Annotated in this window: 12 protein-coding genes; 8 read left to right on the top strand and 4 right to left on the bottom strand. The window is 72.0% G+C overall.

The genetic code is table 11. From position 1 onward, the window contains the following. Position 1: 1 nt before the first annotated feature. Positions 2-1,207, bottom strand: a complete 1,206-nt coding sequence (locus EDD90_RS24730; protein ID WP_123975243.1) for a sensor histidine kinase — start codon at positions 1,205-1,207, stop codon at positions 2-4. A gap of 118 nt (positions 1,208-1,325) precedes the next feature. On the opposite strand from EDD90_RS24730, the gene EDD90_RS24735 reads away from it, so the two are divergent. Further along, on the top strand, positions 1,326-2,348 hold the full coding sequence (locus EDD90_RS24735) for an SAM-dependent methyltransferase (protein WP_123975244.1): 1,023 nt from the start codon (positions 1,326-1,328) through the stop codon (positions 2,346-2,348). Between the two features lie 32 nt (positions 2,349-2,380). On the opposite strand, the gene EDD90_RS24740 is transcribed toward EDD90_RS24735, so the two are convergent. Next, positions 2,381-3,532, bottom strand: a complete 1,152-nt coding sequence (locus EDD90_RS24740; protein WP_123975245.1) for an NADH-quinone oxidoreductase subunit D — start codon at positions 3,530-3,532, stop codon at positions 2,381-2,383. A 46-nt stretch (positions 3,533-3,578) separates the two neighbouring features. On the opposite strand from EDD90_RS24740, the gene EDD90_RS24745 reads away from it, so the two are divergent. Continuing rightward, the gene (locus tag EDD90_RS24745; protein WP_123975246.1) at positions 3,579-4,082 is read left to right on the top strand and encodes a PH domain-containing protein; all 504 of its coding nucleotides are present in this window, start codon (positions 3,579-3,581) and stop codon (positions 4,080-4,082) included. After that, on the top strand, positions 4,079-5,407 hold the full coding sequence (locus tag EDD90_RS24750) for a PH domain-containing protein (RefSeq protein WP_123975247.1): 1,329 nt from the start codon (positions 4,079-4,081) through the stop codon (positions 5,405-5,407). The genes EDD90_RS24745 and EDD90_RS24750 overlap by 4 nt, the downstream gene beginning before the upstream one ends. 289 nt (positions 5,408-5,696) lie before the next feature. Here the strand turns inward: EDD90_RS24750 and EDD90_RS24755 are convergent, their stop codons facing one another. Both EDD90_RS24755 and EDD90_RS24760 read right to left on the bottom strand, forming a co-directional pair. Continuing rightward, positions 5,697-6,857, bottom strand: coding sequence for a hypothetical protein (locus EDD90_RS24755; RefSeq protein WP_398925335.1), 1,161 nt, complete (start codon positions 6,855-6,857; stop codon positions 5,697-5,699). Between the two features lie 130 nt (positions 6,858-6,987). Continuing rightward, positions 6,988-8,115 (bottom strand): esterase family protein, encoded by a 1,128-nt coding sequence (locus EDD90_RS24760; RefSeq protein ID WP_123975249.1) that lies wholly within the window; start codon positions 8,113-8,115, stop codon positions 6,988-6,990. 223 nt (positions 8,116-8,338) lie between these two features. Here EDD90_RS24760 and EDD90_RS24765 point away from each other — a divergent pair, with 223 nt between their 5' ends. The 5 genes from EDD90_RS24765 to folK all read left to right on the top strand — a co-directional run bounded on the left by EDD90_RS24765 (position 8,339) and on the right by folK (position 12,915). Then, complete coding sequence (locus EDD90_RS24765; protein WP_123975250.1) at positions 8,339-10,150, top strand: phosphatidylglycerol lysyltransferase domain-containing protein; 1,812 nt, start codon at positions 8,339-8,341, stop codon at positions 10,148-10,150. Positions 10,151-10,250: 100 nt separating this feature from the next. Further along, entirely contained in the window at positions 10,251-11,165 is a 915-nt protein-coding gene (gene folP, locus EDD90_RS24770; protein WP_123975251.1) for a dihydropteroate synthase, read from the top strand. Beyond that, the gene (locus EDD90_RS24775) at positions 11,162-11,665 is read left to right on the top strand and encodes a nuclear transport factor 2 family protein (protein ID WP_123975252.1); all 504 of its coding nucleotides are present in this window, start codon (positions 11,162-11,164) and stop codon (positions 11,663-11,665) included. Before folP ends, EDD90_RS24775 begins: the two co-directional genes overlap by 4 nt. Positions 11,666-11,947: 282 nt before the next feature. Then, positions 11,948-12,307, top strand: a complete 360-nt coding sequence (gene folB, locus EDD90_RS24780; protein WP_123975253.1) for a dihydroneopterin aldolase — start codon at positions 11,948-11,950, stop codon at positions 12,305-12,307. Further along, positions 12,304-12,915, top strand: coding sequence for a 2-amino-4-hydroxy-6-hydroxymethyldihydropteridine diphosphokinase (gene folK, locus EDD90_RS24785; RefSeq protein WP_123975254.1), 612 nt, complete (start codon positions 12,304-12,306; stop codon positions 12,913-12,915). The genes folB and folK overlap by 4 nt, the downstream gene beginning before the upstream one ends. The last annotated feature ends 15 nt before the right edge of the window (positions 12,916-12,930 follow it).

Raw genomic sequence — 12,930 nt, forward strand, 5'->3', positions numbered from 1 at the left:
GTCAGTGCGCCGGTTTGAGCGGCAGCAGGGCACTGATGCGGAATCCTCCGCCGGGCCGGGGCCCGGCGTCGAGCGTGCCGCCGACCATACCGACCCGCTCGCGCATGCCGATCAGGCCGTGCCCCTGGCCGTCGGCGCCGCCCTCCTCGTACATCTCGTGCGGGGCGCCCTTGCCGTCGTCCTCGACCAGCAGGCCGAGTCCGTCGTCGAAGTAGACCAGCCGCACGCTGGCGCCCGCGTTGGGGCCGCCGTGCTTGCGGGTGTTGGTGAGCGCCTCCTGCACGATCCGGTACGCCGTGAGCTCGACGCCGCTCGGCAGCGGGCGCGGGGTGCCCTCGACCTTGAAGTCGACGGGCAGGCCGGAGGTACGGCACTGCTCGATGAGCTCGTCGATCTGCTCGACGTCGGGCTGCGGAACGTACTCGCCGACCTCCTTGTGCTCGCCGGTGCGCAGCACGCCCAGCAGGCGGCGCATCTCGGCGAGGGCCTGGCGGCCGGTGGAGGAGATCGTCTCCAGGGCCTTCTTCGCCTGGTCGGGGGCGGCGTCGAGAACGTAGGCGGCGCCGTCGGCCTGGACCACCATCACCGACACGTTGTGCGCGACGACGTCGTGCAGCTCGCGTGCGATCCGGGCGCGTTCCGCGGCGACCGCGACCTTGGCCTGGGCCTCGCGTTCCTTCTCCAGCCTGGCGGCGCGCTCCTCCAGCTGCGCGAAGTAGGCGCGGCGGGTGCGCATGGAGTCGCCGAGGACCCAGGCGAGCACGAACGGCACCGCCTGGAACAGCACGATCGCGACGTGCCCCGCGAAACCCGCCTCGCCGACCGGCCACCGGATCTGCGCCAGGGGCGCCGCGCACAGTCCGCCGTAGAGGGCGAACCGGGACGCCCAGCGGGCGCCGATCGCGGCCACCGTACAGACGATCACGAGCATGGCGAAGTTGGCGACGGTCGTCTCCACGTCCAGCACCAGCTGGGCCAGGCCGGTGGCCGCGGCCAGCAGCAGCATCGGCTCCGGAAAGCGACGGCGCAGCGCGACCACGACGCTCATGACGACCGCCACGGCCATCATGGCGGCGGTGGAGCCGTGTACGTCGCCGCCCCGGCTGAGCCTCCAGGCGCTCACGCCGGAGAGCCCGAACAGGACGACGGCCCAGAAGCTGTCGACCCATGTCGGGTGCCTGCGGAGGAAGTCATAGAGGCGCTGCACGTAACCCAGCGTAGGGAAGCGTGATAGGTGCAGGGGTCAACCGGAGGGCCGATCCCTGTTCCGCACGTGTACTCCGCAAGGTGGAGAAGGTGATCACCTGTGCGCCTAGTCTGGCCCGGTGACGGATGAGGCGACGCGAGAGACGGCCGACGACGCCAGTGGCTGGCGTACGGCCACCGAGGCGGCCCTGTACGGCCCCGGCGGCTTCTACCGCCGCCCGGAGGGGCCGGCCGGGCACTTCCGTACGTCGGTGCACGCCTCGGGGCTGTTCGCCGAGGCGGTCGCCGAGCTGCTGTGCCGGGTCGACGAGGCCCTGGGGCGTCCGGAGACGCTGGACTTCGTCGACATGGGCGCCGGCCGGGGCGAGCTGGTCACCGGTGTGCTGGCCGCGCTGCCCGCCGACGTGGCGGCACGCGCGCGTGCCTACGCCGTCGATCTCGCCGACCGCCCGCCGGGCCTCCCCGACCGCATCACCTGGCTGACCGAGGTCCCGCGCACGGTGACCGGCCTGCTCTTCGCCAACGAGTGGCTCGACAACGTCCCGGTCGACGTCGCCGAGGTGGACCCGGCCGGTGTGCACCGCCTGGTGCACGTCCTACGGGACGGCACCGAACTGCTCGGGGAGCGGGTCTGGGGCGCGGACGCCGAGTGGCTCGCGCGGTGGTGGCCGCTGGGCACCGAGCCGGGGCTGCGCGCCGAGATCGGACTGCCCCGGGACCGGGCCTGGGCCTCCGCCGTCACCAGTATCCAGCGGGGGCTCGCGGTGGCCGTGGACTACGCGCACACCGCGGCCACACGCCCCCCGTTCGGGACGCTCACCGGCTTCCGCGAGGGGCGCCCGACGGCGCCCGTGCCGGACGGGTCGTGCGACATCACGGCGCATGTCGCACTGGACGCGTGCGCGGCGCTGGACCCGGCGCTCAGGCTGCCCGAGCCGCTCCTGTGCACACAGCGCGACGCCCTGCGCGCCCTGGGCCTGATCAGCGCACGCCCCCCGCTCACGCTCGCCTCCACACACCCCGCGGCCTACGTACGCGCCCTCGCGACCGCCGGAGAGGCCGCCGAACTCGTCGCCCCCGGCGGACTCGGCGACTTCGGCTGGCTGCTCCAGCCGGTGGGCGTCAAGGACGCGCTGCTCTGACCACACACGCGACCCGCTCGCCCCTGCTCGCCCTACTTGTCGATGTCTCCCACGACGAAGAACATCGACCCCAGGATCGCCACCATGTCCGCCACCAGCGTCCCCGGCAGCAACTCGGTGAGCGCCTGGATGTTGTTGTACGACGCCGAGCGCAGCTTCAGCCGGTACGGGGTCTTCTCGCCCTTGCTGACGAGGTAGTAGCCGTTGATGCCGAGGGGGTTCTCGGTCCAGGCGTAGGTGTGGCCCTCGGGTGCCTTGAGGACCTTGGGGAGCCGCTGGTTGATCGGTCCCGGCGGCAGGTCGGCGAACCGGTCCAGGCAGGCGTCGGCCAGGTCCAGGGCGTTGTGCGTCTGCTCCAGGAGGCATTCGAAGCGGGCCAGGCAGTCGCCCTCGGTGCGGGACACCACCTTGAGGGTGTCCTGGAGCTCGCCGTAGGCCAGGTAGGGCTCGTCGCGGCGCAGGTCGAAGTCGACGCCCGAGGCGCGCGCGATGGGCCCGCTGACGCCGTACGAGTGCACGGCCTCCGGCGCGAGGACGCCCACGTCCCGGGTACGGCCCCGGAAGATCTCGTTGCCGAGGACCAGGTCGTCGAAGACGTCCATACGGGAGCGCACCGCGGAGACGGCGGCACGCGCGCGTGCGGTCCAGCCGGCCGGGAGGTCCTCCTTGAGGCCGCCGACGCGGTTGAACATGTAGTGCATACGCCCGCCGGAGACTTCCTCCATGACGTTCTGGAGCACCTCGCGCTCGCGGAACGCGTAGAAGACCGGGGTGATCCCGCCCAGCTCCAGCGGGTAGGAGCCGAGGAACATCAGGTGGTTGAGCACCCGGTTCAGCTCGGCGAGGAGCGTGCGCGTCCACACCGCGCGGGCGGGCACCTCCATGCCGAGCATGCGCTCGACGGCGAGGACCACGCCCAGCTCGTTCGAGAAGGCCGACAGCCAGTCGTGGCGGTTGGCGAGCATGATGATCTGCCGGTAGTCGCGGGCCTCGAAGAGCTTCTCCGCGCCGCGGTGCATATAGCCGATCACCGGCTCCGCCGAGACGATCCGCTCGCCGTCCAGCACGAGCCGCAGCCGCAGCACGCCGTGCGTGGAGGGGTGCTGGGGGCCGATGTTGAGCACCATGTCGGTGCTCTCCGCGGCGCCGCCGATCCCGACCGTGGTCTCCGTCGTAGGAGTCATGGACACAGTCTCTCCTACCTGCACCGGCCCTACGTACGCTGGCCGTATGGAAACGGGGAGCGCGGCCGGCGCCGAGACCATGGGGACCGAGCCGATCTGGACGGGGCTGCCGCCCGGACTGCTGCGGATGCGCCGGCTGCTGCTGGTGGTGTGGCTGGGGCTGCTCGCCCTCGCCCTGGGGTTGCTGCTCGGCCTGCTGGGGGGGCCGGTGTGGGCGGCGTTCGCGCTGCTGCCGCTGGCCGCGCTGGCCTGGGGCTGGGTGCTGCTGGGCCGTAACTGGCGGTCCTGGCGGTACGCCGAGCGCGCCGACGACCTGCTGATCAGCCGCGGTGTGCTGTGGCGCGAGGAGACCGTGGTGCCGTACGGGCGGATGCAGCTGGTGGAGGTGACCTCGGGACCCGTCGAGCGGCACTTCGGGCTGGCCAGCGTGCAGCTGCACACCGCGGCCGCGGCCACCGACGCAACCATCCCCGGCCTCGACCCGGCCGAGGCGGAACGGCTGCGCGACCGGCTCACCGAGCTCGGCGAGGCCCGATCGGCGGGCCTGTGACCGCGCCTGGCGTCGACGACGCCCTGCGCGAGGGCAAGGCCGTGGCCGAGCGGCGGCTGCACCCGGTCACGCCGTTCCGGCGGGCGTGGGCGCCGGTCGCGGTGATCACCGGCTGGGCCGTCCACGACCCGGACCAGGCCCAGGAACAGCTGACGAAGCTGACCACCACCATGCTCCTGGGCGGACTCGCCGTCCTGGTCACCGCGGGCGTCCTGTACGGCTTCCTCACCTGGTGGTTCACCCACTTCGCGGTGACCGACAGCGAACTGCGCATACGCACCGGCCTGTTGTTCCGGCGCACCGCGCACATCCGGCTGGAGCGGATCCAGGCCGTCGACGTCACCCAGCCGCTCCTCGCGCGCGTGGCGGGCGTCGCCAAGCTGCGCATAGACGTGGTCGGCACCGACAAGAAGGACGAACTCGCCTTCCTGGGCGAGGGCGAGGCGCGGGCGCTGCGTGCGGAACTGCTCGCGCGCGCCGCCGGTTTCGCCCCCGAGACGGCGCACGAGGTCGGCGAGGCACCGGCGCACGAGCTGATGCGGGTGCCCCCGAGCAAGCTGGCGCTCTCCCTCGTGCTGACGGGCGCCACCTGGGCCTCCCTGGCCGCCGCCCTCGTCGTACCGCCGGTGCTGTGGCTGGCCACCCACAGTGTGTGGACGGTCCTCGCCACCGCCCTGCCGCTGCTCGGCGCGGCGGCCACGACCAGCGTGGGGCGGTTCGTCGCCGAGTACGACTGGACGCTCGCGGAGTCCCCGGACGGGCTGCGCATCGACCACGGGCTCCTGGACCGCACCCACGAGACCGTGCCGCCCGGGCGGGTGCAGACCGTGCGGATAGTGGAGCCGCTGATGTGGCGGCCGCTGCGCTGGGTGCGGGTGGAGCTGGACGTGGCCGGGTCCGAGAACTCCGTGCTGGTGCCGGTCGCCCCGCGCGCGGTCGCCGAATCGGTCGTCGCGCGCGTGCTGCCCGGGGTGACCGTGCCGGCCGATTTGTCGCGACCGCAGCGGCGGGCCGGTTGGTGTGTGCCGCTGTGGTGGCGCGGGTACGGCCTCGCGGTCACGGACGGGGTGTTCGCCGCGCGGCACGGTCTGCTGCGCCGGAAGCTGTCGCTGGTCCCGCACGCCAAGGTCCAGAGCGTGCGGCTGACGCAGGGGCCCTGGGAGCGGTTGTGGCGGCTCGCGGACGTTCATGTGGACACGGGGGCCGACAAGACCGTCACGGCCCGTCTGCGGGGCGCGGAGGAGGCCGCGGCGCTGCTGCGGGAGCAGGCCGAGCGGTCGCGGACGGGGCGCCGGTCGGCACGGCCGGACCGCTGGATGGCCTGACGGCCGACGCGGCGACGCCCCCCGGCCACGGGTTCGGGGGCCGTCAGGTCGTCGGTCCGGTGCGGCTGCGCGGGGGCTGGTCGCGCAGTTCCCCGCGCCCCTGAAGGGGCGCTTCACGCACCGCCCGCCGAAGGGGCGCGGGGAACTACGCGCCGGCCCCGTGCGGCCGGCCCGGACGGCGACCCGCCGGTCCCGGAACGGCCTGAGCCGGGGCACCCCGTGAGGTGCCCCGGCTCAGGATCGCCGCGTGTTCAGGAGGCGGCGCTGCTTCAGGACTCGCGCCGCTGCTTCAGGACGCCGCGCTGCGCAGGCCGCCGAGGTTGATCTGCTCGGTCTCGTCGTGCGCGGTCAGGTCGATGACCTGGCCGGTGCCCCGGGAGCCCGGGTCGGCGGGCTTGAACTCGGACTCGGACTCGGCCTTGTGGAGCGCGAGCGCCTCCTGGCCGACGACGTCCGCGAGGTCCTCGTTGTGCATGGAGTCCAGGCCGCCGGACGAAGCGCCCTTCTGCGTGCCGAAGAAGTCGAACCCGCCGGTGACCAGCGGACGCGGGATGGGCGCGGCCGGCAGCACGGCCACCGCGGTCGGCACCGTGAAGTGCCCCGTGGGCTGGACGGAGTTGGCGGACGGTGCCGTCATGGGGTGGGTGTCCTGCTCGGCCGGCACCGGGTCGCTGTCCTCCGGGGCCGTGTCCGCAGGCTCGTCCGTGGTGACGGCGGCCGCGTGCGCATGCTCGTCGGCCGCCTCGGGCTGCCCCTGTTCCTCGTCCTCCGGCGCGGTCTCGCCCTTGGGCGCCTCGGACTCGACGGCCGTCTCCGTCACGCCCTCGGTCTCGGTCTGGGCGTCGGCCTCCGGGACGTCGCCTTCGTCGAACCGGGCCAATGCCACCTTGGCCCTCAGGAACAGCTTGGAACCCTCCGGGGAGAAGACCGCGGGAGTCGTCTCCTCGACCGTCAGCTCCTCCACGGCCTCTTCGGCCTCGTCGACCCTGTCCGCGGCCGGGGCGGCCGGCAGCGCGTTCGACGGCTCGGCGGCCTCGATCTCCAGCAGGCGGCGGCCCTCAAGGGCGCTCGCCCGCTCGGTCTCGGCGGTGGCGTAGCGGCGCAGCAGGGACGCGTGCTCGTTGCGCAGCCCCGCCAGCTCCGTACGCTTCGCGCGCAGCCGCTGCTCCAGCTTGGTGCGCAGTTCCCGCGACTCCTCGAGGTCGGTCTCCAGCTCGGCGATCCGCTCCTCGTGACGCCACTCGTCGCTCGCACGCGCGCGTGACATGTCGGCCACCTGCTTGCCCGCGTCGGTGTCCCAGCGGCGCATGACGGCGGCACCGACGGCGGCGGTGGCCGCGGCTATCGCGGCCAGGGTGCGCAGCACCGTCGGTTGGGAGAACAACCAGGGGCCGAGAGCGCAGACGAGGGAGACACCGGCGATCGCCGAAGGAGGCAACAGCCTGTGCAAGGGCGGGGAATGACGGTGACGTCCACGTGGCATGGCCAGAAACTTACCGCGCGTAGGCGAATCGTGGTGCCCCGGGCCGTAAAAACACAGCGACGACGAAGTCTTCGTATGGCATCGACGGTTCCGGGGTTCAGTGATCGCCCAGCCGGTCACTGATCCACTGGAGCGTCGCGGGGATCTCGCGGCGCCAGGTATTGAAGTTGTGGCCGCCGCTGTCGAGGATGATCGACGAGATCCGGGTGACGTTCGTGGCCTGCACACGCGCTATGAATTTCAGTGTGTCCTTGTAGTTCTTTTCTCCGACCTTGCTGCTGCTGACCAGCAGGGACGTGTTCGGAGCGGGTTCGTGCCCGAGGAACCACCACAGGTTCGCGCGGTTCTTGAGTTTCTGGTCGCCCTGGAAGAGGTCGCCGGTCGTCGGATCGAGGGGCGCCTTGTACGACGGGGAGAGTCCGGCACCGGCCGCGTACACGTCGGGGTGGTGCATCGCGAGTTTGAGCGCGCAGTACCCGCCCGTCGAGTCGCCGACGATCCCCATACGGCCCGGTCTCCCACCGACCCGGTAGTGGGCGCGCACCGCGTCGGGCAGGTCCTTGGCGAAGAAGGTCTCGGTCTGCGGGCCGTGCGGGACGTCCACGCACTCGGTGTCCCGGGGCGGGGCGACCGTGGGCCGCAGCATCACCAGGATCATCGGCTGCATCCGCCCGGCCTTGACCAGGTGCTGCGCGGTACGCGGGTAGTGCAGCTTGTCGACCAGGGCCATCGCGGTGCCGGGATAGCCGCTGAGGACGACCGTCACCGGGAACGTACGCGTGCGGTACTGCGGCTGGAAGTACTCCGGCGGCAGGTACACGTACGCGGGCGTGGCGATGTGGGTGGTACGGCCGGCGATGTCGACCTGCTGGATCTGACCGGCCGTCCGGGGCAGCGAGCCGCCCATGCCGTGCACCTCGGACGTGGAGACCAGCCGGACGGGGCCGCTGTGCGGGCCGCCCAGCGTGTGGTCGACGACGACGCCCTGGTCGGTCTCCGTACCGAGCAGGTCACCCCAGCTCGCATAGAAACCGAAGGCCTGGTTGACCGCTATCCCCACGCACGCGAAGAGCGCCAGTTGGGTGGCCAGCAAAAGACCGACACGGCCGCTGACGGCCCGCCAGCCCCTGCGGGCCAGTCGGGGCCACAGCCACACCGTGCCGACGAACAGCAGTGCGGCGAACAACATCGCCAACGCCAGCATTTTATTGCTCGTGAGACCCATGAGGTGCTTCCTGCCTGCGCTTCCATCCGTGGCGAGCACCGCTTTCAGCGAGACTTGCCCCGAGCTTTTCCTGGCCTTTGACCCGGCTTTCCGGTGGGGAGTGAACCTCTCCCCCCAAGACACCGTCCTAGAGGGCGCAATGTCGCCGGATGCCCGATCGGCACCGGATTCAAGGTCTCTCGCAGAACTACGGGATGCGATGTCTGTCAGGATAGATGGGGAAATGTCGAGCGAGGTTCCGAGCCGATCAGGCCGGGCGCGGCGCATAGTCCGCGGGCCGCGGCCGGAGGCCGTTCCCGCTCTGGTCAGCCGGGCATGCGCCGTCGTGGGCGTCCTGGACATCGCAGCGGGTGTGTTCCCGCGCTTCCGTCACAGCCGTATGCACGCCCTGGCCGAGGTACTGCCCGGCTCGCTCGGGCCGTTCGCCGCGGCGCTCTCGCTCAGCGTCGGGGTGCTGTTGCTGCTGCTCGCGCACGGGCTCAAGCGGCGCAAGCGCCGGGCGTGGCGGGCCGCGGTCGCGCTCCTGCCGGCCGGTGCGGTGTCGCAGTTCGTGTACCGGCACTCGGTCGTGGGAGCACTCATCTCGCTGGCGCTGTTCGTGCCGCTCGTGCTCCACCGCAATGAGTTCAAGGCCCTGCCCGACCCGCGCAGCCGGTGGCGCGCGCTCGCCAACTTCGTGCTCATGAGCGCCGGTTCGCTCGCGCTCGGACTGGTGATCGTCAGCGCCCACCCGAAGCGCACGATCGGCGACCCGAGCCTGGCCGACCGCCTCACGCACGTGCTGTACGGCCTGTTCGGCTTCGAAGGCCCCGTGGACTACGAGGGCTCCACCTCCTGGACGGTCGCCTTCTCGCTCGGCGCACTCGGCCTGATCACCGCGATCACCACCATCTACCTCGCGTTCCGCCCCGAACACCCCGCCGCGCACCTCACCGAGGAGGACGAGGCCCAGCTGCGCGCCCTGCTGGAGAAGCACGGCGCCCGCGACTCCCTCGGCCACTTCGCGCTCCGCCGCGACAAGGCGGTCGTCTTCTCGCCCAGCGGCAAGGCGGCGGTCACCTACCGCGTCGTCTCCGGCGTGATGCTCGCCAGCGGCGACCCCATCGGTGACGTCGAGGCCTGGCCCGGCGCCATCGAACGCTTCATGGACGAGGCCAAGGCCCACTCCTGGACCCCCGCCGTCATGGGCTGCTCGGAGACGGGCGGCGAGGTGTGGACCCGCGAGACCGGCCTGGACGCCCTCGAACTGGGCGACGAGGCGGTGGTGGACGTAGCGGATTTCTCACTCGCCGGACGCGCGATGCGCAACGTGCGCCAGATGGTCAAGCGCATCGAGCGGGCCGGCTACGAAACCCGGGTACGGCGTATCCGTGACCTCGGGGAGGCCGAGCTGGAGCGCATCCGGCGGGCCGCCGAGGACTGGCGCGGCACCGACACCGAGCGCGGCTTCTCGATGGCCCTGGGCCGCATAGGGGACGCCGCCGACGGCGACTGCCTGATCGCCACCGCCCACAAGGCCGACGACCAGCCCGGCCCCTACGGCGACCTCAAGGCGATCCTGCACTTCGTCCCCTGGGGCACCGACGGTGTCTCCCTGGACCTGATGCGGCGGGACCGCTCAGCTGACCCCGGCATGAACGAACTGCTCATCGTGGCCGCCCTCCAGGCGTCCCCGAAGCTCGGCATCACCAAGGTCTCCCTCAACTTCGCGATGTTCCGCTCGGCGCTCGCACGGGGCGAGAAGATCGGCGCGGGCCCGGTGCTGCGCGCCTGGCGCGGACTGCTGGTCTTCCTGTCCCGCTGGTTCCAGATCGAGTCTTTGTACAAGTTCAACGCCAAGTTCCAGCCCCGCTGGGAGCCGCGCTTCGTGGTCTACCGGGCCTCCGGCGACCTCCCGCGCATCGGCCTGGCCGCCATGCAGGCCGAGGGCTTCGTCAACCTCGCCCTTCCGCTGCCGCGCTTCCTGCGCCGCAACGCCCCGGCCCCCCGCCCCTGCCCGCACCAAGTGGCCGAACACGAGGTACGGGCGGCCTGACCCCGCCGACGGGCCCGAGCGGACGCCCTCCCCCTCCAGCCCGGGGGCTCCGCTCGGGCCGCACGACCGCGGCCCCCGGCCCGGGGCCTACGCTGAACGTATGAGCAACCACAGCGGACGTGGCCAGGTGACAGGGCTTCCGGGATGGGACCGGTGCGCGGTCATGGGGGTCGTGAACGTCACCCCCGACTCCTTCTCCGACGGCGGCCGCTGGTTCGACACGACGATCGCCGTCAAGCACGGCCTCGACCTCGTCGCCGAGGGCGCCGACCTGGTCGACGTCGGCGGCGAGTCCACCCGTCCCGGCGCCACCCGCGTCGACGCGGACGAGGAACTGCGCCGTGTCATCCCCGTCGTGCGCGGCCTCGCCTCCGAAGGCGTCGTCGTCTCCGTCGACACCATGCGCGCCTCTGTCGCCGCACAGGCCCTCGCCGCCGGGGCCGCCCTCGTCAACGACGTCAGCGGCGGCCTCGCCGACTCCGACATGATCCCCGTCGTCGCCGAGTCGGGCGCCCCCTTCGTCGTCATGCACTGGCGCGGCTTCCTGGAGGGCGGCAACGTCAAGGGCGTGTACGACGACGTCGTCGCCGAGGTCCTCGACGAACTGCACGCGCGCGTGGACGCCGTCCTCGCCGGCGGCATCGCCCCCGACCGGATAGTCGTCGACCCCGGTCTCGGCTTCTCCAAGGACTCCGAGCACGACCTCACCCTCCTCTCCCACCTCGACCGGCTGCACGCCCTGGGCCACCCGCTGCTCGTCGCCGCCTCCCGGAAACGGTTCCTCGGCCGGGTCCTGGCCGGGCCCGAGGGGGCACCCCCGCCCGCCCGGGAGCGCGACGCGGCGACGGCCGCCGTCTCCGCGCTCGCGGCGCACGCCGGAGCGTGGGCGGTGCGCGTGCACGAGGTGCGCGCCACGGCGGACGCGGTACGGGTCGCGCGTGCCATAGAGGGGGCGCGTGAGAAGAGTGCCGCGCCGGGCGCGCGGACCCCGAACGGCGCAGAAGGAGCCCGGTGAGCGCCCCACACACCGACGTCGAGCAGGTCGAGGCCGCCAACACCGCCTTCTACGAGGCGCTGGAGCGCGGCGACTTCGAGGCGGTGTCCGGCCTCTGGCTCACACCCGCCGACCTGGGCGTCGACGAGGAGTACCACGATCCGGCGGACGCCGGGGTGATCTCGTGTGTGCACCCGGGCTGGCCGGTGCTGACCGGCCGCGGCGAGGTCCTGAGGTCGTACGCGCTGATCATGGCGAACACCGACTACATCCAGTTCTTCCTCACCGATGTGCATGTCTCCGTCACCGGTGACACCGCCCTGGTGACCTGCACGGAGAACATCCTGAGCGGCGGCCCGGCCCCCGAGGGCGGCCAGGAGCTCGGCCCGCTCGTGGGGCAGCTGGTCGTCGCCACGAACGTGTTCCGGCGCACCCCGGACGGCTGGAAGCTCTGGTCCCACCACGCCTCCCCCGTACTGTCCGAGACCGGCGAGGACGAGGACGAGGACACGCCTTCCTGAGCACTTCCTCCTGAGCCCCTCCTGCCTCCTCCTGCCACCTCCGGCCCACTCGCGGAGCAAGGAGTGGTTGGAATCACGAACTGACGGGTAGGTCCGGCTACCAGCCCATGAAGCCGCCGGGTTCTCCGGGGAAAACGCGCGATGAACCCTGCCGACCCCGGCCGGGGGCCGCGCCTCGTGACCCGGCTCTGTCAGTGCCCGCAGGTAGATTCGTCTGTGGCCGGTCCATCGCCCGCACGCGGTGCGACCCCGCCGTTACCGACGATTGCAGGAGTGATTCGCGTGGATCGTGTCGCGCTGCGCGGCCTGAGGGCCCGCGGGCACCACGGTGTCTTCCCCAAGGAACGCGAGGAGGGCCAGACCTTCATCGTGGACCTCTCCCTTGGCCTGGACACCCGTCCGGCGGCGGCCGACGACGACCTCACGAAGACCGTGCACTACGGCATCGTGGCCGAAGAGGTCGTGGCCGTGGTCGAGGGGGAGCCGGTGAACCTGATCGAGACGCTCGCCGAGCGGATCGCCCAGGTCTGCCTGAAGCACGAGGGGGTACAAGAGGTCGAGGTCTGCGTCCACAAGCCCGACGCGCCCATCACCGTCCCCTTCGACGACGTCACCGTCACCATCACCCGGAGCCGAGTATGACCGCATCCTCCCTGCGGGGTCCCAGCGACCCGACCGTACAGCCGGTGCCCGCCTCCGTCGTCGAGCAGGTCGACGCCGCCGACACCACCCTGTCCAACCCCAAACGCGCCGTGGTCGCCCTCGGCTCCAACCTCGGCAACCGCCTGGAGACCCTCCAGGGCGCCGTCGACGCCCTGGAGGACACCCCGGGCGTCCGCATCAAGGCCGTGTCGCCGGTGTACGAGACGGAGCCGTGGGGCGTCGAGCCCGGCAGCCAGCCGACGTACTACAACGCGGTCGTGGTGCTGAAGACCACCCTCCCGCCGTCCTCGCTGCTGGAGCGGGCACATGCGGTCGAGGAGGCCTTCAACCGGGTGCGGGACGAGCACTGGGGCCCGCGCACCCTCGACGTCGACATCGTCGCGTACGCCAACGTGGTCTCCGACGACCCGCAGCTCACCCTCCCGCACCCGCGCGCCCACGAACGTGCCTTCGTGCTCGCCCCCTGGTACGACGTCGACCCCGAGGCCCAGCTGCCCGGCCGCGGCTCGGTGGCGGAGTTGCTGGCGTTCGTCACCCGGCACGGTGTGGAGCCGCGCACGGACCTGGAACTCCGACTGCCCGAGTAGTCGTTAAGGTCGACA

Origin of the sequence: Streptomyces sp. Ag109_O5-1, from assembly GCF_003814875.1 — a bacterium.
Classification (GTDB): Bacteria; Actinomycetota; Actinomycetes; order Streptomycetales; family Streptomycetaceae; genus Streptomyces; species Streptomyces sasae.

Bases quoted from the DNA above. Each gene is read 5' to 3' on its own strand.
- folP (WP_123975251.1), top strand. From the start codon at position 10,251: ATGAGCAACCACAGCGGACGTGGCCAGGTGACAGGGCTTCCGGGATGG.
- EDD90_RS24760 (WP_123975249.1), bottom strand. From the start codon at position 8,115: ATGGGTCTCACGAGCAATAAAATGCTGGCGTTGGCGATGTTGTTCGCC.
- EDD90_RS24765 (WP_123975250.1), top strand. From the start codon at position 8,339: ATGTCGAGCGAGGTTCCGAGCCGATCAGGCCGGGCGCGGCGCATAGTC.
- EDD90_RS24740 (WP_123975245.1), bottom strand. From the start codon at position 3,532: ATGACTCCTACGACGGAGACCACGGTCGGGATCGGCGGCGCCGCGGAG.
- EDD90_RS24745 (WP_123975246.1), top strand. From the start codon at position 3,579: ATGGAAACGGGGAGCGCGGCCGGCGCCGAGACCATGGGGACCGAGCCG.
- folK (WP_123975254.1), top strand. From the start codon at position 12,304: ATGACCGCATCCTCCCTGCGGGGTCCCAGCGACCCGACCGTACAGCCG.